The organism is Sphingomonas mangrovi (assembly GCF_047975845.1).
In the GTDB taxonomy this organism is placed as follows: Bacteria; Pseudomonadota; Alphaproteobacteria; order Sphingomonadales; family Sphingomonadaceae; genus Sphingomonas.
The window spans coordinates 25,621-46,709 of record NZ_JBIUCZ010000016.1; the positions used below are offsets into that span (position 1 = coordinate 25,621).

13 protein-coding genes are annotated in these 21,089 nt (G+C 66.9%); 8 read left to right on the forward strand and 5 right to left on the reverse strand.

Features of this window, described 5'->3' with window-relative positions:
- The first annotated feature begins 155 nt into the window (after positions 1 to 155).
- The 3 genes from ACBY01_RS09660 to ACBY01_RS09670 all read left to right on the forward strand — a co-directional run bounded on the left by ACBY01_RS09660 (position 156) and on the right by ACBY01_RS09670 (position 4,848).
- Positions 156 to 1,427, forward strand: a complete 1,272-nt coding sequence (locus ACBY01_RS09660) for a sigma-54-dependent transcriptional regulator (protein ID WP_416460601.1) — start codon at positions 156 to 158, stop codon at positions 1,425 to 1,427.
- On the forward strand, positions 1,417 to 2,541 hold the full coding sequence (locus ACBY01_RS09665) for a sensor histidine kinase (protein ID WP_416460602.1): 1,125 nt from the start codon (positions 1,417 to 1,419) through the stop codon (positions 2,539 to 2,541). Before ACBY01_RS09660 ends, ACBY01_RS09665 begins: the two co-directional genes overlap by 11 nt.
- Positions 2,542 to 3,024: 483 nt before the next feature.
- Positions 3,025 to 4,848, forward strand: a complete 1,824-nt coding sequence (locus ACBY01_RS09670; protein ID WP_416460603.1) for a DUF885 domain-containing protein — start codon at positions 3,025 to 3,027, stop codon at positions 4,846 to 4,848.
- 37 nt (positions 4,849 to 4,885) lie between these two features.
- Here ACBY01_RS09670 and ACBY01_RS09675 read toward each other — a convergent pair whose 3' ends face one another.
- Positions 4,886 to 6,724 carry a DUF885 domain-containing protein gene (locus ACBY01_RS09675; RefSeq protein WP_416460604.1) on the reverse strand — a complete coding sequence of 613 codons (1,839 nt, stop codon included), beginning with the start codon at positions 6,722 to 6,724 and terminating at the stop codon, positions 4,886 to 4,888.
- Between the two features lie 37 nt (positions 6,725 to 6,761).
- Positions 6,762 to 7,295 carry a hypothetical protein gene (locus tag ACBY01_RS09680; RefSeq protein ID WP_416460605.1) on the reverse strand — a complete coding sequence of 178 codons (534 nt, stop codon included), beginning with the start codon at positions 7,293 to 7,295 and terminating at the stop codon, positions 6,762 to 6,764.
- A 213-nt stretch (positions 7,296 to 7,508) separates the two neighbouring features.
- Here ACBY01_RS09680 and ACBY01_RS09685 point away from each other — a divergent pair, with 213 nt between their 5' ends.
- Complete coding sequence (locus ACBY01_RS09685) at positions 7,509 to 10,556, forward strand: TonB-dependent receptor domain-containing protein (protein ID WP_416460606.1); 3,048 nt, start codon at positions 7,509 to 7,511, stop codon at positions 10,554 to 10,556.
- A gap of 418 nt (positions 10,557 to 10,974) precedes the next feature.
- On the opposite strand, the gene ACBY01_RS09690 is transcribed toward ACBY01_RS09685, so the two are convergent.
- The 3 genes from ACBY01_RS09690 to ACBY01_RS09700 form a co-directional block, all read right to left on the reverse strand.
- Positions 10,975 to 11,694, reverse strand: a complete 720-nt coding sequence (locus ACBY01_RS09690) for a helix-turn-helix transcriptional regulator (RefSeq protein WP_416460607.1) — start codon at positions 11,692 to 11,694, stop codon at positions 10,975 to 10,977.
- 112 nt (positions 11,695 to 11,806) lie between these two features.
- Positions 11,807 to 12,214 (reverse strand): glutathione S-transferase family protein, encoded by a 408-nt coding sequence (locus ACBY01_RS09695; protein ID WP_416460608.1) that lies wholly within the window; start codon positions 12,212 to 12,214, stop codon positions 11,807 to 11,809.
- 168 nt (positions 12,215 to 12,382) lie between these two features.
- Entirely contained in the window at positions 12,383 to 13,498 is a 1,116-nt protein-coding gene (locus ACBY01_RS09700; RefSeq protein ID WP_416460609.1) for an aldose epimerase family protein, read from the reverse strand.
- 90 nt (positions 13,499 to 13,588) lie between these two features.
- On the opposite strand from ACBY01_RS09700, the gene ACBY01_RS09705 reads away from it, so the two are divergent.
- The 4 genes from ACBY01_RS09705 to ACBY01_RS09720 all read left to right on the forward strand — a co-directional run bounded on the left by ACBY01_RS09705 (position 13,589) and on the right by ACBY01_RS09720 (position 21,069).
- Positions 13,589 to 14,041, forward strand: coding sequence for a cupin domain-containing protein (locus ACBY01_RS09705; protein ID WP_416460610.1), 453 nt, complete (start codon positions 13,589 to 13,591; stop codon positions 14,039 to 14,041).
- A gap of 126 nt (positions 14,042 to 14,167) precedes the next feature.
- Entirely contained in the window at positions 14,168 to 15,274 is a 1,107-nt protein-coding gene (locus ACBY01_RS09710; RefSeq protein WP_416460611.1) for a Gfo/Idh/MocA family protein, read from the forward strand.
- Positions 15,271 to 17,487 carry a glycoside hydrolase family 3 N-terminal domain-containing protein gene (locus tag ACBY01_RS09715; RefSeq protein WP_416460612.1) on the forward strand — a complete coding sequence of 739 codons (2,217 nt, stop codon included), beginning with the start codon at positions 15,271 to 15,273 and terminating at the stop codon, positions 17,485 to 17,487. The genes ACBY01_RS09710 and ACBY01_RS09715 overlap by 4 nt, the downstream gene beginning before the upstream one ends.
- Positions 17,488 to 18,015: 528 nt before the next feature.
- Positions 18,016 to 21,069: a TonB-dependent receptor gene (locus ACBY01_RS09720; protein ID WP_416460613.1), complete on the forward strand. Its 3,054-nt coding sequence runs from the start codon at positions 18,016 to 18,018 to the stop codon at positions 21,067 to 21,069.
- Positions 21,070 to 21,089: the final 20 nt, after the last annotated feature.

A 21,089-nucleotide genomic window follows, 5' to 3' on the forward strand; every position in this document is an offset into this window, starting at 1 on the left:
TGCCGCCAGGGGTGCGCCGGCAGCACCAGCCGGCGGCCGATGGCGAGGCCGGATGCGGCGCTTGCGTGTATCGGCTGTTCCGTCATCATGGGTGACCTGTCACCGTTCAGCGCCGGAAACGCCAACGTGCTATGATGAAAGAGTTTTCTTCCTCCATGCCGTTCGACGCCATGACGGCGTTGAACACCATGTCCGGAACTGGACAGTCGGAAACCACTGCAACCGCCTGGGACATCTTGTTGGTCGAGGATGACTCGGTCATTGCGCGGACGACCGAGATCCTCTTCCGCCTCGCGGGGCACCGTCTCGACATCGCGACCGATCCGGATGCCGCGTTCCTGATGCTGGCGCGCCGCCGCTATGACCTGATCCTGCTGGACATGAACTTCGCCCCCGGTCGGTCGAGCGGCGACGAAGGCCTCGCGTGCATCGAGCGGATCATGGCGGACGATCCGCGCGCACGCGTGATCGTCATCACCGCGCACAGCGGCATCCGCATCGCGGTGGCGGCGATGCAGGCGGGCGCGCGAGATTTCGTGATGAAGCCGTGGCGTAAGGACGACCTGCTCGCCAAATGCGCGGCGGTGATGACAAGACACGCCCAGCCGGTCGCCACACCGGTCCGCGTCAGCGGCGGCGCCGGTATCATCGGCAAGTCTGCCGCGATGGCCGAGGTGCGCGCGCTGGTTCGCCGCGTCGGACCGACTGTGGCCAATGTCTGCGTGACCGGTCGGTCCGGATCGGGGCGGACGTTGATCGCGACTGCGGTACATGCGGCGTCGCTGGACGCCGGCGCGACGCTCCGCCGGATCGACGTACGCGATTCCGACCAGTGGCGGTTGCTTGACGAGGCGCACGGCACGGTCCTGCTGCGCCATCCGGATCGGCTGGACGCGGTCGCGCAGGCGCGTCTGCTCGACCGGCTTGCCCCTGGACTGCGCTGCATCAGCATCGCCGATGGCGTCGAACCGTTGACGCCGCCGCTTCGCCGCCGGTTGTGCACGATCGACATCGCCGTGCCACCGCTATCCGCACGGCGCGACGATGCGGTGCTGCTCGCGCGCCATTTCGCCGCCCTGGGCCAAGAAGCCTATGGCCATGCCGCGGTGCGGCTGACGCCGGCGGCGGAGGCGATCATCGCGGTGACCGAGTGGCCCGACGAGGTACGCGGACTCGCGGCGGTGATCGAGCGCGCGGTACTGCTGTCGGACGATGGCACCGTGGACGTCGCCGCGATCCGGCCGGCCCGTTTGAATGAAGGAGCGGCCCAAGCAGTGGGGGCGCCCACCTTCGGGCTGGACGATGCCGAAAAGCTGATGATCGAGGCAGCGCTGAAGGAGCATCGCCACAACATCTCGCGCGCCGCCGCAGCGCTCGGCATCAGCCGCGGGACGCTCTATCGGCGCATGGCGCAGCATGGACTTTAGACGCACCCACGCCGCCTCGACGTTCGCGCTCGTGCTCGCTGTGGCGGGCGCCGCGGCGGGAGCGGCCTGGTCGCAGGGCCTGTGGCTGGCGCTAGCAGGAGCGGTGCTGGTCGCCGTGTGGTGCGGGGCGCTGATCGTGACCGCGCTTCGTCGACAAAACCCGGCCGCGTACCCGATCGCGGGCGAGCCGGAGCGGGAGGAGGCGGTGCAGCGGTTGCTGCTCGATGCCTCGCCGACGCCATTGGTGCGGGTTGATGGCGCTGCGGTGCGAGCGCTCAATCGCGCCGCCCGGCGGCTGTTCGATACCGACGACCGGTTGCTGCCGCCGCCAACGCCGCTGCTCGATCCCGACGCCACGCATCTGCGCCACGCCGGGCGGAGCTGGCGTGCCGACCGCGTGGTTGTGGGGACGCAATCGGTGGTCGCGCTGATTGATGTAGAGAGCGAGGAGCGCACCGCCGAAGCGCGCGTCAGCGCCGAGATGATCCAGGTGCTGGGACACGAGATGCTCAATGGACTGACGCCGATCGTGGCGCTGGCCGAAAGCGGCGTCACCGCGTTGGCGGAACAGCGCGACCCGGCGCTGCTCGCAGAGATTCTCGGTACGCTGGCCCGCCGCGCCGAAGGTCTGCAGCGCTTCACTGAGGCCTACCGCACACTCGCGCGGCTGCCTCCGCCGCTGAAACAGGAGACGTCCGTGACGACACTGGTCGAAGATGTTGCCCGGCTCTTCGCCAGCCGATGGCCGAACGTGAAGCTGACCGTCGATGTCGCCGAGGATCTTTGTGCCACCCTCGATCGGGATCAGATGAACCAGGCGATTTGGGCATTGCTTCAGAACGCCGTTGAGGCAGCAACCGGCACCGCGACCAGCCCCGCCGTTTATCTGTCCGCCGCGTACGATGACAGCGCATTGGTCGTCGACGTCACCGACAATGGGGCAGGGGTGCCACCCGACCTTTCGACGGCGATCTTCCGCCCCTTTGTGACGACTAAGCCGGCCGGAACAGGGCTCGGCCTCAGCTTAGCCCGCCAGATCGCGCAGGCTCATGGGGGAAGGGTCGACCTCGCCGCGATTGGGCCCACGACAATCCGGTTGGCCATTCCCTTGTAGAAGCTGCTCAGCAGCGACATCGTGAGCCTCTGGCAGACTGGGCCGGATCGCCTCTCAGGAAGTTTATGCGATAGCGGCAGATGTCTCCCTGTGGCGGGCAGTCGCTGGCTTGAAGGTAGATAACGCCATCCTTGATGTAGGTTGGCAAACATTTCAAACCGCTGTTGGTCTATTCTTGCCGCGCAAAAACGCTAGCCTAAACGCCTAGGGAAGACGGTGATTTAGGCGCTTGTGGTTAGGTGCTCTCTTCAAATCTGCTCCGGATCGTTATCGTATGAAACACTGGCACCGTCCGATCGAATAAAGGGACGGCTTGCTTCAAGCGGTGGTGACGGTTCTTAGCCGCTGCCGTTTCCTATCTGCTCGGAATTGCGCACTTTATCCCGATGCGGTGGCGGCCGAGGTGGTCCTCGTGAGATTGCAGGGTAGCACGGCCCACGCTGGCGGGTACAACGCCGTTCTTGCAGTCAGTCGGAGATACGCGTGGACCGTCGTTCTTTCCTCGGCAGTGCCGGCGCCGCCACTCTTGCCGCCGCCGTCCCCGCCGCCGCCCAGCAGCGGGATACGAGCCATGATGCCGTCCCCGACGCACGGCTGCGCACGCTGCTCGATCGTTTCTTCTACGATCGCCTTGCCGAGGATCCCGAGGGGGCAACGCGGCTGGGGCTCGATACCGGCGCACGCGCGGCGCTCAAGTCGCAGCTCGGCGACGGTTCGGCCGCGGGGATCGCTGCCGATCTCGCTCGCAGCAAGCGCGAGCTCGCCGAGCTGCGCAAGATCAACCCGGCGTCGTTGTCCGCTTCGGCGAGGCTCGACTACGAAGTCGTCGCCTACCAGCTCCAGCGCAGCATCGCCGGCGGCGAGCGCTTTGCCTATGGCGCAAGCATGGGGCGCTATGCTCCGTACGTGCTCAGCCAGCTGACCGGCGCCTATCGCAACGTCCCCGACTTCCTCGATTCCCAGCACCGCATCAAGGATGCCGCCGACGCCGACGCCTATGTCGCGCGGCTCGCCGCCTTCCCGGCCGCGATCGATGCCGACAGCGAGCGGCAACGCGCCGATGCGGCGCGCGGCGTGTTCGCGCCCGACTATCTGCTCGACACCACGCTCAAACAGCTGGCGGCGCTGCGCGACCAGCCGCCCGCGGCGACGGTGATGGTGGCTTCGCTCGCCGCCAAGCTCCAGGCAGCGGGGCTGCCCGATGCGCACGTCGCGCGTGCCGAGCGGATCGTCCAACAGGAGGTGTTTCCGGCGCTTGATCGCCAGCGTTCGCTCATAACCGAGTTGCGCGGTCATGCCAGCCATGACGCCGGCGTGTGGCGGCTGCCCGACGGCGAGGCCTATTACCGCGCCGCTGCCGAGGCGGCGACGACGACGTCACTGTCGGGCGACGAGATCCATCGCCTCGGTCTGGCGCAGGTGGCCGAGATCGGCGCGCGGATCGACACGATCCTGAAGGGGCAGGGTATGACGAAGGGCAGCGTCGGTGCCCGGCTGGTGGCGCTCAACGAACGCCCCGACCAGCTCTTCGCCAACACCGATGCCGGGCGCGACGCGCTACTCGCCGCTCTCAACGCGCAGATCGTGGCGATGGGCAAGCGGCTGCCCGAGCAGTTCGCGACGCTGCCCAAGGCCCCGGTCGAGGTGCGACGGGTGCCGCCGTCGATCCAGGCGGGGGCGCCGGGCGGCTATTACCAGAACGCCTCGCTCGACGGGGCGCGGCCGGCGATCTACTATATCAACCTGCGCGACACCTTCGACCGGCCGAAGTTCGGGCTGGCGACGCTCACCCACCATGAGGCGGTGCCCGGCCACCATCTCCAGGTGATGTCGGCGCTGGAGGCCGAGAACATCCCGATGCTGCGGCGGCGCGGCGGCTTCAGCGGCTATACCGAGGGCTGGGCGCTCTACGCCGAGCAGCTCGCCGACGAAATGGGGATGTACGAGGGCGACCCGCTCGGCCAGGTCGGCTATCTCCAGTCGCTGCTGTTCCGCGCCACCCGGCTGGTGGTGGATTCAGGGATGCATCACAAGCGCTGGAGCCGCGAGCAGGCGACCGACTATCTGATCGCCACCACCGGCATCGCGCGCGGCCGCAGCCAGGGCGAGATCGACCGCTATACCGCCTGGCCAGGCCAGGCGTGCAGCTACAAGATCGGCCACACCGTCTGGGTGCGGCTGCGCGACGCGGTCAAGGCGCGGCAGGGCGCCGCCTTCGATCCGCGCGCCTTCCACGCGGTGCTGCTCGACGGCCCCATGCCGCTGACCCTGCTGGAACGGCTAGTTACCGAGCGAATGCTGAGTTGAACGCACCCTTTCCGCGTTGCCGACGTGGCGCTGGAGGCTATCCGCGCTTCGCCGCGATATAGCCGTCGACCTGCTCTTCCAGCACGTCGAGCGGCAGCGCGCCGTTGGCGAGCACGGCTTCGTGGAAGTCGCGGATGTCGAAGCGGGTCCCCAGCGCCGCTTCCGCTTTCGCCCGCAGCCCGGCGATCTTGAGCTGGCCGACCATGTAGCTCGTCGCCTGGCCGGGATTGTTGAGGTAGCGGTCGACCTCCTTCACGATGTCGCGTCGGGATAGCGGGGCGTTGGCGGTGAAATAGGCGATCGCCTGCTCGCGGCTCCAGCGCTTGGCGTGCATGCCGGTGTCGACGACCATCCGGATCGCGCGCCACATCTGCAGCGACAGCATCCCGAACTCGGTCTCCGGCGTCGGATAGGCGCCCATCTCACGCGCCAGACGCTCGGTATAGAGCCCCCAGCCCTCGACATAGCTGCCGTAGGAGCCGAAGCGGCGGAACTTGGGCAGGCCGGGCAGCTCCTGCGCACGCGCGATCTGGAAATGGTGGCCGGGCGCGCCCTCATGCACCGCGATCGCATTGACCTGCTGCTTCGACACCTGGGTCATGTCCGCCAGGTTGACGTAGAAGATGCCGGGGCGCGATCCGTCGGGCGCGGGGCGGTTGTAGAAAGCGACCGCCGCGGTCTCCTGCCGCCACGGCTCAACCGCGCGAACCTCCAGCTTGGCCTGGGGCAGGCGGTGAAAATAGCGGGGGGCCGCCGCCATCATCCGCGCGATCACGCCGCGCGCGTCCTCGAGATACTGCGCACGCCCGGCGTCGCCGTCGGGATATTTGAACGCCGGATCGCTGCGCACCGCGTCGAAGAAGGCGGCGAGGTCGCCTTGGTAGCCGATGCGGTTCTTGACCGCCTCCATCTCCGCGCGGATCGCCTTGACCTGTGCGAGCCCGGTCTGGTGGATCTGCTCGGCGGTGAGGTCGGTGGTGGTGTAATAGGCGAGTCGCGCCTGGTAATAGGCATCGCCGCCCGGAAGGCTCCAGGCGCCGTCGTTGCCCTTCGCCTGCGGCTCGATTTCGTCGAGGGTGGCGAACAGCGTGTCGAAGCCGCGCCGGAACGGCCCGGTCAGCGCCGCGCGCGCCTGGTCGAGGAGCTCCGCCTTGGTCGCGGCGGGTGCGTCAAGCGCGGCGACCTTCTTGCGGAAATCGGCCAGCACCGTGCTGTCGGCACCGTTCTCGAACGGCGCGCCGACGAGCACCTTGCGCGCGTCGCCACGCGCGGGGGCGAACACCATCTTGGGCGGGACGATGCCCTGCGCCGCCTGCGCCCGCATCGTCGCGGAAACCTCGCGCAGGACGCGTTCGGTCTCGGCAATCCGCGCGATATAGGCGCGTGCGTCGGCGACCGTATCGATGCGGTGCTCGTTGATGAGGAAAACGGGGATCTGGCCCGCCGGACTGCCGTTGGTCGACACGGGGAAGGCGTAGCGGCGGAAGGCGAGTTGGCGTCGCGCGGTCTCGACGTTCTTTTCGAACAGGCGATAGCTCAGCCGCCCGGCGGGGCCCAGCCGGGCGGGGACGAAGCGCTGCTTCATCTCGGCGAGCTGCCGCTCCTGCAGCGCGACGGCGCGGGCAGGGGCAGCATCGGTATAGTCGTCGAGCCGGTCCTGCCTGGTCTTGATCCCCAGGCTGGTGAGCCGTTCCGGGCTCAGCGCCGCCGAAGCATCGAACGCGGCGTCGAGGAACGCGAGCAGCCGCTGGTCCTCGGCGGCGGCAGTGGTGGTCGGCGCCGAGGGCGGCACGGCAGACGGTGCGACCTGCGCGGCTAGCGGCAGCGGTACGACGAGATAGGCCGCCGTCACACCGGCAAGATAGATTCGTACCATCGCAACCATCCCCAGGTTCTTCGAAAACAATGACGGTTCAGCGGTCGCGAACGATCCGCACCAGCCGGCGTCCGTCGATCGCCGCACGATAGCTGCCGAGCGGACCCCGTACGATCCGAATCGTATCGCCCACGCGCGGGGCGATCCGTGCACTCTCGGTTAGCCGCCACACCGACCCGTCCTCCAGTCGCAGCACGGCCAGCCCCGCGCTGCCGCCCGCGACCTGCTTCACCACGCTCTCGATCTCTCGCAGCGGCTCCGCACGCTTTTCGCGACCTTCCTCTTCCGCAAACAAGTCGAGCGCGGGCGCGGTAAAGCCGAACAGCGAGCGATTGGCGGCGCGGACGCGCTCGCGGTCGAGCACCGTGATCTCGCCGCGCTCACGCGCCGCGGCGAGGCGTTCGGCCTCGCGGTCAAAGCAGGTGAGACGTGCCTGCGGATCGGGCGTTTCCCGGCAAGCCAGCATGGCGTCGACTGGCCTCGTCGCTCTCGCCCGCAGCGGCGCATCTTGCTGCGCCTGCAAAGTCAGCGTTGCGAGGACTGTCATCAGAAAACCACTGCTGCTGAGCACCTATTCCTCCCGTACCATGTTGGAAAGCTTAGGGGCCTGGGGGAGACGGTCAAACCGAATCTGTAACCGTGGTGTCAAAGACACAGAGGTTTCAAAAAACTTTGTTGCGCTGCGACAGGCCCTGTCGTTCGTTTCCATCGCTGCATAGGATCAATGCTCCACCGCGCTGTGCAGCGTGGTGGGCGTGGGTTCATCCTAGGGGGAATGTCGTTGATGAAGAACGGGTATCGCGGTCGCCTGATGGCGTCGACGTTGCTGATCACTGCCGCTCTGGCGGCAAGCCCGGCCTATGCGCAGGTCGAGCCGCAGTCGGAAGAAACGGTCTCCGAAGAGACGAGCACCAGCGACATCATCGTCACCGGGTCGCTGATCCGGAACCCCAACCTCGTCGCATCCGCGCCCGTCACCGTCGTTTCGGAAGACGAGATCGAACTGCGCCAGACCAACGTCGCCGAACAGCTGCTGCGTGAATTGCCCGGCGTGGTGCCGTCGATCGGCAGCTCGGTGAACAACGGCAACGGCGGCGCGTCCTTCGTCAACCTGCGCGGGCTGGGCTCCAACCGCAACGTCGTGCTGCTGGACGGCGTGCGGATCACTCCTGCCGAGCTGCAAGGCCGCTTCGACCTCAACAACGTGCCGCTGGCGCTGGTCCAGCGGGTCGACGTGCTGACCGGCGGCGCGAGCACCACCTATGGTGCGGATGCCGTCGCCGGCGTGGTGAACTTCATCACCCGTTCCGACTTTGCCGGCGTTGACATCCAGGCGTCGAACCAGATCACCGAACGCGGCGACGGCAACGTGTTCCGCCTCGACGCGACGATCGGCGCGAACTTTGACGATGGCCGCGGCAACGCGGTGCTGAGCATCGGCTATCAGAGCAGCGACGCGGTCTATCAGGGCGCTCGCGACGTATCGCTGTCCGCAATCGATTCGTTCACCGGCGCCATCAGCGGTTCCGGCACGACGGTGCCCTCGCGCTTCACCGGCGTGAACCCGCTGTTCGCGGACTCGATCACCGCCAACTGCGGCGAGGGTTTCACCGTCGCCTGCAACGCCGTGCAGGGGAATCGTCAGATCACCAACGACGGCGGCTTCCGCACCAACGGGACCTTCGATCCCTACAATTTCAACCCGTTCAACATCTTCCAGACGCCGTTCGAGCGCTACAACATGTATGCGGCGGCGAATTACGAGATTTCGCCCGCGGTTGAGGTCTACACGCGCGGCATCTTCTCCAAGAACACCGTGAGCACGATCATCGCCCCGTCGGGTGCGTTCAGCATTCCGGTCACGATCAGCCTCAACAACCCCTATCTGTCGACGGCGCAGCGCAACGCCTTTTGCGCCTTCGACACCAATCCGGGGGTCGGCTACACGCCGTATCTGACCCAGGCGCAGTGCGATGCCGCGGCGACCGCAAACCCGGGCGATGCCGGCTACCAGACGGTGAGCACCAGCCTGTCGCGTCGTGCGACCGAGGTTGGGCCGCGCACCTCCGACTTCACCACCACGCTGTTCGACTATCGCCTGGGCGTTCGCGGTGCGATCACCAGCTCGATCAGCTACGACCTGTTCGGCGCGTACGGCGAGAGCGAGAACATCCAGACGCAGCAGGGCTATACGCTCAATTCGCGTATGGCCCAGTCGCTGCTGGTTACCCGTAACGCCGACGGCACCGTCAGCTGCCAGAACGAAGCCAATGGCTGCGTCCCGGTCAACGTCTTCGGACCGGAAGGGTCGATCACGCCGGAGGCGATCGACTTCCTGAGCGCAAACAGCCAGATTCTCGTGCGCACCACTCTGGCGCAGGCACGCGGCACGATCAGCGGCGATTTCGGCGTCACCAGCCCATTCGCATCGGAGGCGATCGGCTTCGCGATCGGCGGTGAGTATCGTAAGTACACCGCATCGCAGCAGTCGGACCTGCTGTCGCAGAGCGGCGACCTGGGCGGCGCCGGTGGTGCTGCGCCGAACATTTCGGGCGGCTATCACGTCGCCGAGGCGATCGGCGAAGTGAACGTCCCGCTCGTCAGCGCGCGGCCGTTCTTTGAAAGCCTGACGCTGGAAGCCGGCTTGCGCTACTCTAGCTACGGCATCGATGCGGTGGGCGATCCGTCGTTCGACGCCACGACCTGGAAGGTCGGCGGCAGCTGGGAACCGATTGTCGGCGTGATGCTGCGCGGCAACTATTCCCACGCCGTCCGTGCGCCGAATATCTCCGAGCTGTTCGATCCGGTGAACACCACGCTCACCAACCTGTCGGACGATCCTTGCGCGAACATTGACGCCAGCGGCGGTCAGATCGCGGGACGCCCGGCCCCGACCGGCGCGCTTCGCGACGTCTGCATCGCGCAGGGTGCACCGGTAGGTGCGATCGGCTCGATCCCGGTTCCGAACGCGGGTCAGGCCAACAACACCGGCGGCGGCAATATTGCGCTGAAGCCGGAAACGTCCAACAGCTGGACGGTCGGTGCGGTGTTCACCCCGCGCGCGCTGCCGGGCTTCTCGGCCTCGATCGATTATTACCACATCAAGATCGAGGACGCGATCACCCAGCCCGCACCGGGTGACGCGATCGACGCTTGCTTCACCGAACTGAGCGTGACCAACCCGGCGTGTCTGGCGATCCGTCGCAACCCGATCGACGGCAGCCTGAGCGGCGACTATGCCACCACGCCTGGCCTTCCGCTGGCGCTGTCGAACCTCGGCAAGCTGCGGACCGACGGCATCGACCTGGTCGTGAACTACACGCGCGACCTTGGCTTTGCGTCGCTGGGGCTTAACTTCAACGGCAACTGGACGAACCGCAGCGAATTCCAGGCGGTTCCGACCGGCCTGAACCGCGAGTGCGTGGGCCTCTACAGCGAAAACTGCGCCTCCATCCAGCCGGAGTTTTCGTGGTCGCAGCGCACCACGCTCAGCTTCGACGACGTCGACGTGTCGCTGCTGTGGCGTCACATCGACACGGTCCGCTACGAGTTTGCGGACAGCGATCCTGCGTTCGAGGGCGTGGTGCCGGCCTATGATCGGGAGTTCAACTTCAACAAGATCAACGCCTACGACATCTTTGACCTGACGACGCGCCTGGCCGTGACCGAGAACTTCTCGCTCACGCTGGTCGCGCAGAACCTGTTCGACAAGAAGCCGCCGCTGGTGGGTAACTCGATCGGTTCGACCTCGTACAACAGCGGCAACACCTATCCGTCGACCTACGACGCGCTGGGTCGCCGCTTCACCGCCACGGCGCGCATCAGCTTCTGATTGCGGCCAACTCGGCAAAAACGAAGAGGGGCGGGCGCAACCCGCCCCTTTTTGTCAGGAGCCGGATCGATCATGCGATTGTCCGCCAGCTGAGTGCTGGTCAGGCCCCAATTACGTCATCTCGACCCTGATGCATTCGATCGAACCCAGGGATGAGAGTGCGTCACGATCACGACTCCGATGCTCACGAGTCTGTGAGCTGTGCGCATGTTCAGCTTGTGAGCGGCTGGTGGCGGCAGCTGGTATATCGTGCCCTCACAAGCGGTATACGACGGCGTCTCGCATGTGAGCATCTTCACATGGTTCCACCTTCGGCGCGCATCCGCGTCCGGCGTTACGCTGCGCTTGATAGACCCGCCGCTGATCTTCGGAACTTGCGTTCCATTCTATCTCGCCGCCTGATGGATCCCGGAGCCTGTCATTCCCGACGGCTTTGTATCGCGCCCGAATCCCGCCGTTCGTTCATCATCGCCAGCCAACGCCGCCTCAGGGCGGCTCGATGTTCAGGATAGCGTTCTTCCCGGAACTCGATCGCCGAAAGCCGATCCGTCCGGAACATCCGGAAGTCGCGGCGCAACTCGCACCAGGCGATCAGCATCCGGACCTGGTCTAGGTAGCCGACCAGGAAAGGCCATACGGTGCGCTCCGTCACGCGGCCGCCTTCGTCGGCGTAGCGGATGTGCAGTTTGCGTCCCTGCAGGCTCCGGGCGCGCAGGCGTGCGACGTCGACGCCGGCGTCGAGCCGCTCGCTTCGGGGGGGCGGGGTGATCACCGCCGGTTCGTCGATGGCGGCGCGCAGCCGTTCTGGGACGATCGCGGCCACCTTGGCAAGCATGTCGGCCGCCGCGCGGGTGAGCCCCTCGTCGGCGTGGACCAGCACCCATTGCACGCCGAGCACCACCGCCTCCACCTCGTCCGAGATTAGCATCAGCGGTGGCATGTCGAAGCCGCGTTCGAGCACATAGCCGATCCCCGCCTCGCCGCGGATCGGCACGCGCTGAGCGTTCAGGGCGGCGATGTCGCGATATACCGACCGCCGGCTCGTCTCCAGCTCAGTCGCGATCGCCTCCGCGGTCAGCGGCACGGATGCGCGGCGGAGAAGCTGGACGATTTCGAACAGGCGGTCGGCGCGGCGCATCGGGGCGACCCTACAGGCCCGCCACCAGCGGCGCGAGCGATGGCGTGACCGATGGTGAGCAGCGCGACGGTCACCAGGACCCCTGTCGCTCCCAGCTAGGCATCCCGCCGGGTCACGCCGCCGGGGTCCGCGGCTGCCGCGTGACGTGCCATGGCGCGGGCTTCTCCGTGCCTGCGGCCAGGCGCTGGAAGATGGCAGGACCGAACTCGCCCTCGACCCAGCTGATCCAGGAAAGCAACGGGCCGCGGTGCCGATCGCTGATGGGCGGGGCCAGACCCGCGTCGGACTGGAGATCGGCGAGATAGACTGCCACCGCCGCGCTTTCCGTCACCAGCATGTCGTCGTGCAGCAGTGCCGGCACCTTCTTGTCGAGATGGGGATTGGCAGGATCGGGTCCGTCGCCCCGGCCATCGCGATAGCGGATCGTGACATGCCGGAGTTGGAAGGGCGCCTCCAACTCCTCGAGCAGCCAGATGATCCGCGTCGATCGTGAGCGGGGGGCGTGGAACAGCGTCAGCATCTTCGGGTCCTCCGCGACCGGGATGGCCGCCGAGGGGCCTGCGTAGAGGGGGGCTGTTGCCAGCGTGGTGGCAGCAGCGAACCGAGGCGCGGCGTGCGCGTTCGCCGAGACGGGAGGTCCGCTCGGCCTGCGATCCACCGCTCCTGGTGATCGCCGACCGGCCGGGGCTCAGCGCCTGACCCCGAACCGCCAGATTGTGGTCGATCGGAACGTCTCGCCGGGGCGGAGCAGCGTGCTGGGGAAGCTGGGCTGGTTCGGGCTGTCCGACAGATGCTGGGTTTCCAATGCGACGCCGTCGAAGGGCTGCAAGAGCCGGCCGCTGGGGCCGCGATCCTTTCCGTCCAGGTAGCCGGCGGTATAGACCTGGATCGACGGCTCGGTGGTTTCCACCGTCAGCGTCCGGCCTGAGGCCAGATCCTCCAGCCGTGCGACCGGCGCGAGCGCGTCCGCCGGCTTGTCGAACACCCAGGCGTGGTTGTAGCCGCGCGGTCCCATCGGCGGCACGCGGCTGTCGATGCCCTTGCCGAGCGGCTGCGGTTCGCGAAGGTCGAGCGGGGTTCCGGCCACCGACGGAAAGGCGCCGGTCGGAATTCCGCCTGCATCGGTCACGACATAGCGGTCGGCGAGGATCTGGAGCGTCTGCTCCCGGATCGAGCCGCTGCCTTCGCCGGCGAGGTTGAAATACGCATGGTTGGTCAGGTTCAGCGCCGTCGGCTTGGTGGTGCGCGCTTCATAGTCGATGCGCAGGGCATTGCCGGCAAGCAGGCGATAGGTGACCGCCACCTGGAGGCGCCCCGGGAAGCCCTGGAACCCGTCCGGGCTGTCGAGGGTGAAGGTCACCGCATCGGCGCTGCGTTCGCGCACGGTCCATTCCTGCGTGTCGAACTTCGCCGGGCCGCCGCCGTGCAGCGCGTTCGGACCGTCGTCGGCGACCAGTTGTACTGGCTTGCCGTCGATCGTGAAGCGGGCGCCGGCGATCCGCCCGGCGTAGCGGCCGATGGTGGCGCCGAACGACGCCTTGTGATTGTTCGCCCGGAACGCCGCCGGGCTCTCGAAGCCGAGCAGCACGTTGGCGCGCTTGCCGGCGCGGTCCGGAACTTCGATCTGGGTAACGGTGGCGCCGAACGGGATCAGCCGCACGATCATGTCGCCGCGGCGCAGCTCGATCGTGTCGTCCTGTTCCTGTGCCGCGGCGGGCGCCGCTGCGAGCAACGAAACCGCTGCTACCACTTCCTTGAACATCCTGTCCTCCGATCGGCTGTCCGGCGGCGTGGCGTTTGCCATCTGCGGACATGGTGTATCTCTCGGGTGACGGTCTCTATTGTCGAGCGTTTCTAGGAAAGAGGAAAGCCGGTGCCCCATTCCCGATCTGCCATGTTCCTGTCCGCGGCGCTGCTGACCGTCGCCGTTCCTGCGGCGGCGCAGACCGCGCCGGCCGATGCCGCCAGCGCGGCAGACATTCGCGCCAAGGTCGCCGCGATGGCGGCGCGGATGGGGAATGCCACCTTCGCTTATGAGCCGCTGGTGAGGGACGGCGAAACGGTCGCGGCGCTGGAATATTGGAAGGCACCGGGCAAACCGGCGGTCCACCCCGACGAAGCGGAATATGCGCTGGTGATCGAAGGGGCGGGAACGCTCGTCTCGGGCGGCACGATGGCGGATGCGAAGGAGACGCAGCCGGGGCTGGTGGAGGGAAGCCGGATCGACGGCGGTGTGACGCGGCGGCTCGGCCCCGGAGACGTCCTCCTGGTCCCCGCCGGCGTGCCGCACTGGTTCGGGATCGACGGGAAGCTCGTGTTGCTGGGCATCAAGCTGCCGAAGAAATAGCGCGATGGCCAGGCGTTAGCGCCCGCCAGCGAGGCCCTCGACGAGCGCGCATGTGCCCGTGCCCAGCGTTTCCGTCTCGCGCGGGAGCGGTAACAGCGCTACGATGATGGCAACGGGAGAGAGACCATGATCAGCTGGAACAGGCGCAGCGTGCTGCAGGGGATCGGTGCCGTCTTGGCGAGCACTGCGCTGCTCGACGGCGCACAGGCGCAGAGCGTCCCCAAACGCAAGATCGGCTATGCCGTGGTCGGTCTGGGCGGCTACGCCACGGGCCAGATCATGCCGCAGTTCAAGAATTGCGAGCACGCCCGCCTCGTGGCGCTGGTGAGCGGCACGCCGGAGAAGCTGGAGCGCTACGGCGCCGAGTACGGCATCCCGAAGACGCACCGCTACAGCTACGCCGAGTACGACAGGATCCGCGACAATCCGGATATCGACGTCGTGTACGTGGTGCTGCCGAACGCGATGCACGCCGAATATGCGATCCGCGCCAGCCAAGCCGGCAAGCATGTGATGTGCGAGAAGCCGATGGCGACCACGGCCGCCGAAGCGGAGGCGATGATCGCCGCGGCCAAGAAGGCCGGCCGCAAGCTGATGATCGGCTATCGCTGCCACTTCGAGCAGCACAATCGGCGCGCGATCGAGTTGGTGAAGACCGGCTTCGTCGGTCGCCCGACGCTGATCACCGCCGAGCACGGCTTCTTCGCCCAGGGCGGTCAGTGGCGGCTCGACAAGCGGATGTCGGGCGGCGGATCGCTGATGGACATCGGCATCTACAGTCTCAATGCCGCGCGCTATCTTTCGGGCGAGGAGCCGGTCGAACTGGTCGCGACCGAATGGACCGACAGGAGCGATCCGCGCTTCAAGAACGTCGAGGATCGGATCGACTTCCAGCTGAAGTTCCCGTCGGGTCTCATCGCCAACTGCGTCTCCAGCTATTCCTCCAACCACAACGGCTTCCGCGCCTCCGGCACCAAAGGCTGGGTCGGGCTGGAGCCGGCGACGTCCTACGAAGGCCACAAGATGTGGACCAACCACGAGGGCAAGACCGAGCAGGTCACGCTGCCCGTGCCGCGCAAGAACCAGTTCGTGGGCCAGCTCGACCACCTGTGCGAGAGCATCCTGACGGGCATTCCGCTGCGCGCCTCGGGCGAGGAGGGATTGCGCGACATGCGGCTGATCGAGGCGATCTACCGCTCCGCGCGGGAGCGGCGGGCGGTGTCGGTGGCGTGAACCGGCGCGATGTGATGACGACGGGCGCGTTGCTCGCCGCTTCCGCCTGGGCACCGGTCGCGATCGCGCGGAACACGCGCGATCACAGCGCGCGCATCCGCGACCTGATCGGCAGGATGACGCTGGCCGAAAAGATCGGCCAGATGAACCAGATCGCCGGCGGCCGGCAGAAGGCGCTCAACTCGCGCCTCGACGAAAACATGCTGAACCGCGTTCGGCGGGGCGAGATGGGCTCGTTCCTCCACGTCGCCGGCGCCGAGCCGCTGCGCAAGCTGCAGAAGGTGGCGGTGGAGGAATCGCGCCTGGGCATCCCGCTGCTCTTCGCGATGGACGTGATCCACGGCTATCGCACCATCCTGCCCGTGCCGCTGGCACTCGCCGCGAGCTGGGATCCGGCGATGATGGAGCAGGCCGCCGCGCTTGCCGCCGAAGAGGCGCGCGCGGCCGGTCTGCACTGGACCTTCACCCCGATGGTCGACGTGGCGCGCGATCCGCGCTGGGGGCGGGTGGTCGAGGGGGCGGGCGAGGACGCCTATCTCGGCAGCCGCATGGCCGAGGCGCAGGTGCGCGGGCTGGAGGGAGGCGATCCCTCCGCACCCAACCGGATGCTGTCGTGCACGAAGCACTTTGTCGGCTATGGCGCGGTCGCCGGCGGGCGCGACTATGACAGCGCCGAACTCTCCGACCGCACGCTGCACGAAGTCTATCTGCCGCCGTTCCACGCCGCGATCCGCGCGGGCACCGGCAGCTTCATGACCGCGTTCAACGATGTCGCCGGCGTGCCGATGACGGCGCATGCGGAACTGGTCCGCGGCCAGCTGCGCGGGCGCTGGGGCTATCAGGGGCTGATCGTCAGCGATTGGAATGCGATCCGCGAGCTCATCAATCACGGCGTCGCCTCGACCCCGGCGGAGGCGGCCGCGCTGGCGCTGCGTGCGGGCGTCGACATGGACATGGCGAGCGGCACCTATGGCGAGTACCTCGCCACAGCCGTCCAGGCGGATGCGACGCTGCTGCCGCTGGTGGACGAGGCGGTCGGCCGGATCCTCGCCGCCAAGGCGCGGCTCGGCCTGTTCGACGATCCCTACGGCTTCGGCGACGCCAAGCGCGAGGCGGCACCGCTCGCGCGCGGCAAGGCACGCGCCATGGCGGTGCGCTCGACCGTGCTGCTGCGCAACGACGGCGACGTGCTGCCGTTGAAGCCGGGCGCAAAGGTCGCGCTGATCGGCGCGCTCGCGGACGACGCGTCCTCGGCGATCGGATCGTGGCGCGCGCGCGGCCGGCCCGAGGATGCGGTGACGCTGCGCGCGGCGATGCCGCAGGCGGTCTATGATGCCGGCACCGATCCAGCCGCCGCGGCGCGCGCGACAGCCGGCGCGGACGTGGTGCTGCTCGCGATCGGCGAGGATTACGACCTCAGCGGGGAAGCGCGCAGCCGGTCCGACATCACGCTGCCGGGCAAGCAGCAGGCGCTGATCGACGCCATACGCGCCACCGGCAAGCCGATCGTCGCGATCCTGATGAACGGCCGCCCGCTCGCGCTGGAAAAAGCGCTGACCGACATTCCTGCGGTGCTCGAAACCTGGTTTCTCGGCATCGAAAGCGGCCCCGCCATCGCCGAGGTGCTGACCGGCAAGACCGCGCCTGCCGGCCGCCTCCCGATGGGCATGCCGCGCGTGACCGGCCAGCTGCCGATGACCTACGCGCATGTACCGAGCGGCCGTCCGGCGAACCCGGACCTGGCGATCGACAGCGCCCGCTATCGCGACGTCGACGTCGGTCCGCTGTTCCCGTTCGGCCACGGCCTCAGCTACAGCCGGTTCGACTATGGCGCGCTCGCGATCGACCAGCGCCCCGACGGTGCAGTGGTAAGCGTCGCGGTGACCAACGCCGGGAGCGTGGCGGCCGACGAAGTCGTGCAATTGTACATCCGAGACCCCATCGCGTCCGTGGCGCGGCCGGTGCGCGAGCTGCGCGGCTTTCATCGCCTGTCGCTGCGGCCGAGCGAGCGGCGTACGGTGCGCTTCACGCTGACTCACGCGCAACTCGCTTTCTGGAAGGCGGGCACGTGGGCGATCGAGCCCGGCGCGATCGAGGTGATGATCGGCAGCTCGTCGGCGGATATCCGCGCTCGCGGCCGGTTCGCCGTGGCGTCGGCCGGCGAAGGCACGATGCCGGCAGCTTCGATCGCCACGACGGTGACCGTCGTCTGAGCCGACGCTGATCGAGGAGGCTTCATGAGTGGTCCTCGGTAAGAGGGGCGGCACGAAGCACGGGAGGGATTGCCACTAACGCGCACCGTGGAGGGCGCTCGACCAGTCGGCAAACGGGATAACTCCGATTTCCAAACGGCTTGCGCTTTGCGAGAAGATCATCACCGCCCATCGAGAGGTGGTGCTGCGCAGACAGGACGTATTGCCTAGATAAGACCACCTGGTTGCACCAACGTTGCCGTGGACCGGCATTGGTACTGTTAGCGGTCGCTTTGATGCTATTTCTGCTGCCGAAATGCTGCACCGCGTTCTCATGCACACGGGCGATCGTTGAGTATGTTATTAAAAAACAGACCTTTATTGACTTAGGGTACTGCACTGCAGTGTCTGGCTGCTACTCCGACCCTCCTGTCACACTGCCGTAATTTCCAGTTGGCTTGTGACGCAAAGCGCGATAATGTGAGCGCTACCGTAGGATTGCTGCCCGTCAAGCGGCGGCGGCTACGGACATAGGGGAGGATTTTCGCAATGATTTCTCGTTGGCATCGTTCGCGCTCGGTGCAGGCCGAGGCACTTCGCATGGGTGCCTCCGCGTTGGCGCTCGCTGCGGTTGGGGCGGCACTGCCGGCCTGGGCACGGGTGCAGCCGCAGGACACGCCCGACGCTGCTCAGCAGGCCGCCGGTCCGGACCTGGAAGCGGCAGGCGATGGCGAGATCGTTGTTACCGGCCGTCGCGCCGCGCTCGAGGCCGCAGACGACCGCAAGCGTCGCAGCGAGACGATCGTCGATTCGGTCGTGGCGGATGACGCGGGCAAGCTGCCCGACAACTCGATCACCGAAGTGCTGCAGCGCGTCTCGGGCGTGTCGATCGTCCGCTTCTCGGCGCTGAACGACCCCGATCACTTCTCCGCGCAGGGCTCGGGCGTGCAGGTGCGCGGTCTGTCCGGCGTGGCCTCGCGCCTTAACGGCCGCGAGATCTTCAGCGCCAACGGCGGCCGTGCGCTGCTGTGGGGCGACGTGACGCCCGAACTGATGAGCGCCGTGGACGTCTACAAGGCGTCGACCGCCGACCTGATCGAGGGCGGCACCGGCGGCCAGATCGATCTGCGCACGCGCCTGCCGTTCGACTATCGCGACCAGGATGTCCACATCGCCGCCACCGGCGAACTCAGCCTGGGCGACCTGGCGCAGAACGCCGACTATGCCGGCTCGATCCTGGTTTCCAAGAACTTCGAGACCGGCATCGGCGACATCGGCGTGATGGTCGACGTGGCACGCAGCCGCTTCACCCAGCTGTCGCAGTTCTTCCGCGTCGAGCCCTACTTCCGCACCCGCCTGGAAGGTGACGACTATTACGTCCCGGGCGGCTATGCCTATGGTGACGAGCGCTTCCAGCGCGACCGCACCGGCATCTACGGCGCCGTTCAGTGGGCGCCGTCGGACGCCTTCACCCTGACCGGCACCTTCTTCCAGTCGCGCTACGAGAACCTGTCGAGCGACTATGGCGCGCAGGTCGCGTCGCAGGTGCTGGCGGTGAACCCGTCCGAATCGCAGTTCGACGAGAACGGCCTGCTGGTTTCCAGCCCGTCGGTGTTCGTCCGCGACCAGAACACCTTCCTGCCGAGCGGCGGCTCGATCGTCAGCGGCGGCAACAAGGGCGTGTGGGACAGCGAAACCGTCACCCGCGACTATTCGCTCGCCGCGCAGTTCACCCCGGCCGACAGCCCGCTGTCGATCAAGGGTGCGATCCAGCGCGTCGAATCCACCAATGTCCTGAACCGCCTGGACGTGTTCCGCGACCTCAACTTCCCGACCAGCTTCGGCTTCGACCTGACGGGCGATCTGCCGGTCGTGAGCGTGCCCACGGGTTCGCAGGCGATCTTCGACAATCCGGCCAACTATCTCTGGTCGGCGTCGATGCCGCACAACGAGAACAACAAGGGCCGTCTGGACTCCGCCAATCTCGACCTCGAGTACAGCTTCGACGACAGCTTCTTCCGTTCGGTCAAGGTCGGCGGCCGCTGGTCGGAGCGCACGGAGCGCGACTACAACAACGGCTACAATTGGGCCGCGCTCGGCCGTGGCTGGAACGGCGATCCGCAGCTCACCTTCGCCAACGCGGCGCCGGGCGACATCGAGCGGCACACGTTCAAGAACTTCTTCCGCGGCGATGCGGTCATCCCGGGCGAGCTGCTGTTCCCGTCCTACGATCTGGTCAGCCGCCTCGATCGCGAACAGCTGACCCAGTCGCCGCCCGCTGGCTTCTGCAGCGAAGCGCAGCAATATGACTGCTCCGCATCGGGGCCGCTGCCGACCACCGGCTATGGTGGTGGGAGCGGCATTCGACAGATCGGATTCATCGAGCCTGACGACCGCACCGATTACCGTACCCAGACTTGGGCCGGATATGCGTTGGTCCGCTTCGGGCGCGAGGGCGGTCAGTTCTCGGGAAACGTCGGCGCACGTCTCGTCCACATCGACAACACCAGCAGCGGCTTCTTCCAGCAGAACTCGGTGCAGTTCATCAACAGTGATGGCGAGACGGTCACGCTGGCTCAGCAGTCGGGTGTTCGGTCGGCCGGTGCGAAGTTCACCCGTGTCCTCCCGTCGGTGAACGTCGAATATGCGCTGAGCGACTCGTTCAAGCTGCGCGGTGGCTATAACATCACGCTCGACAACCAGAGCTTCACCGCGCTGCGTTCGTCGGGCACGCTGGGAGTCGCCACCTCGACGAACCCGGTGGCGGGCCAGCCCGGCATCTTCACCAACTTCACGTTGGAAAGCGGCGATCCGACGCTGAAGCCGACCACAGCGCATAACTTCGACCTCTCGCTCGAATATTATGGCCGTGCGGGTTCGAGTTTCCACATCGCACCCTTCTACAAGCGTCTGCTCGACACGGCGATCTTCTCGCTGACGCAGCAGCCGATCACGGCGACCTTCACGGATGGGACGACGTTCGAATCCCTGGGCGCCGCGACGATCTACGCCAACTCGCCCGAGGCCGCAGAGATCAAGGGCGTCGAGGTTGGCGGTCGGTACTTCTTCGACATGCTGCCCGGCTGGCTTTCCGGCATCGGGGTCGAGGCGAACTATACGTTCATCGACAGCAAGAACCCGGGCGACGTGTATCGTGACATCAACGGCGCGATCCACACCGACGCGCCGCTGGTCGGCCTGTCGAAGCACAATGTGAACGCAACCTTCCTGTACGAGAAGGACCCGTTCTCGCTGCGTATCGCTTACACCTGGCGGTCGAAATATCTGCAGTCGACCAACGCCAGCGGTACGAACCCGACCTATTCGTACTACACCGCGCCGGGCGTCGTATATAATCCCACCACGGGCGAAGCGGTCGGTACGCAGATCGCGCTGCCGACGTACAGCGACTCCTATGGGCAGCTGGACGCGGGCATCCGCTTCAAGGTGAACGACAATTTCTCGTTCGGCATCCAGGCGCAGAACCTGACCAACTCGACCCAGCGCGTGCTGATGGGCGGCTATCCCGGTGGCAAGCTGGTCGGTCGCAGCTGGTTCCAGAGCGATCGCCGTATCGCCACCAGCATCAGCCTGGTGTTCTGACCTACTTCGTGGCGCCGGGG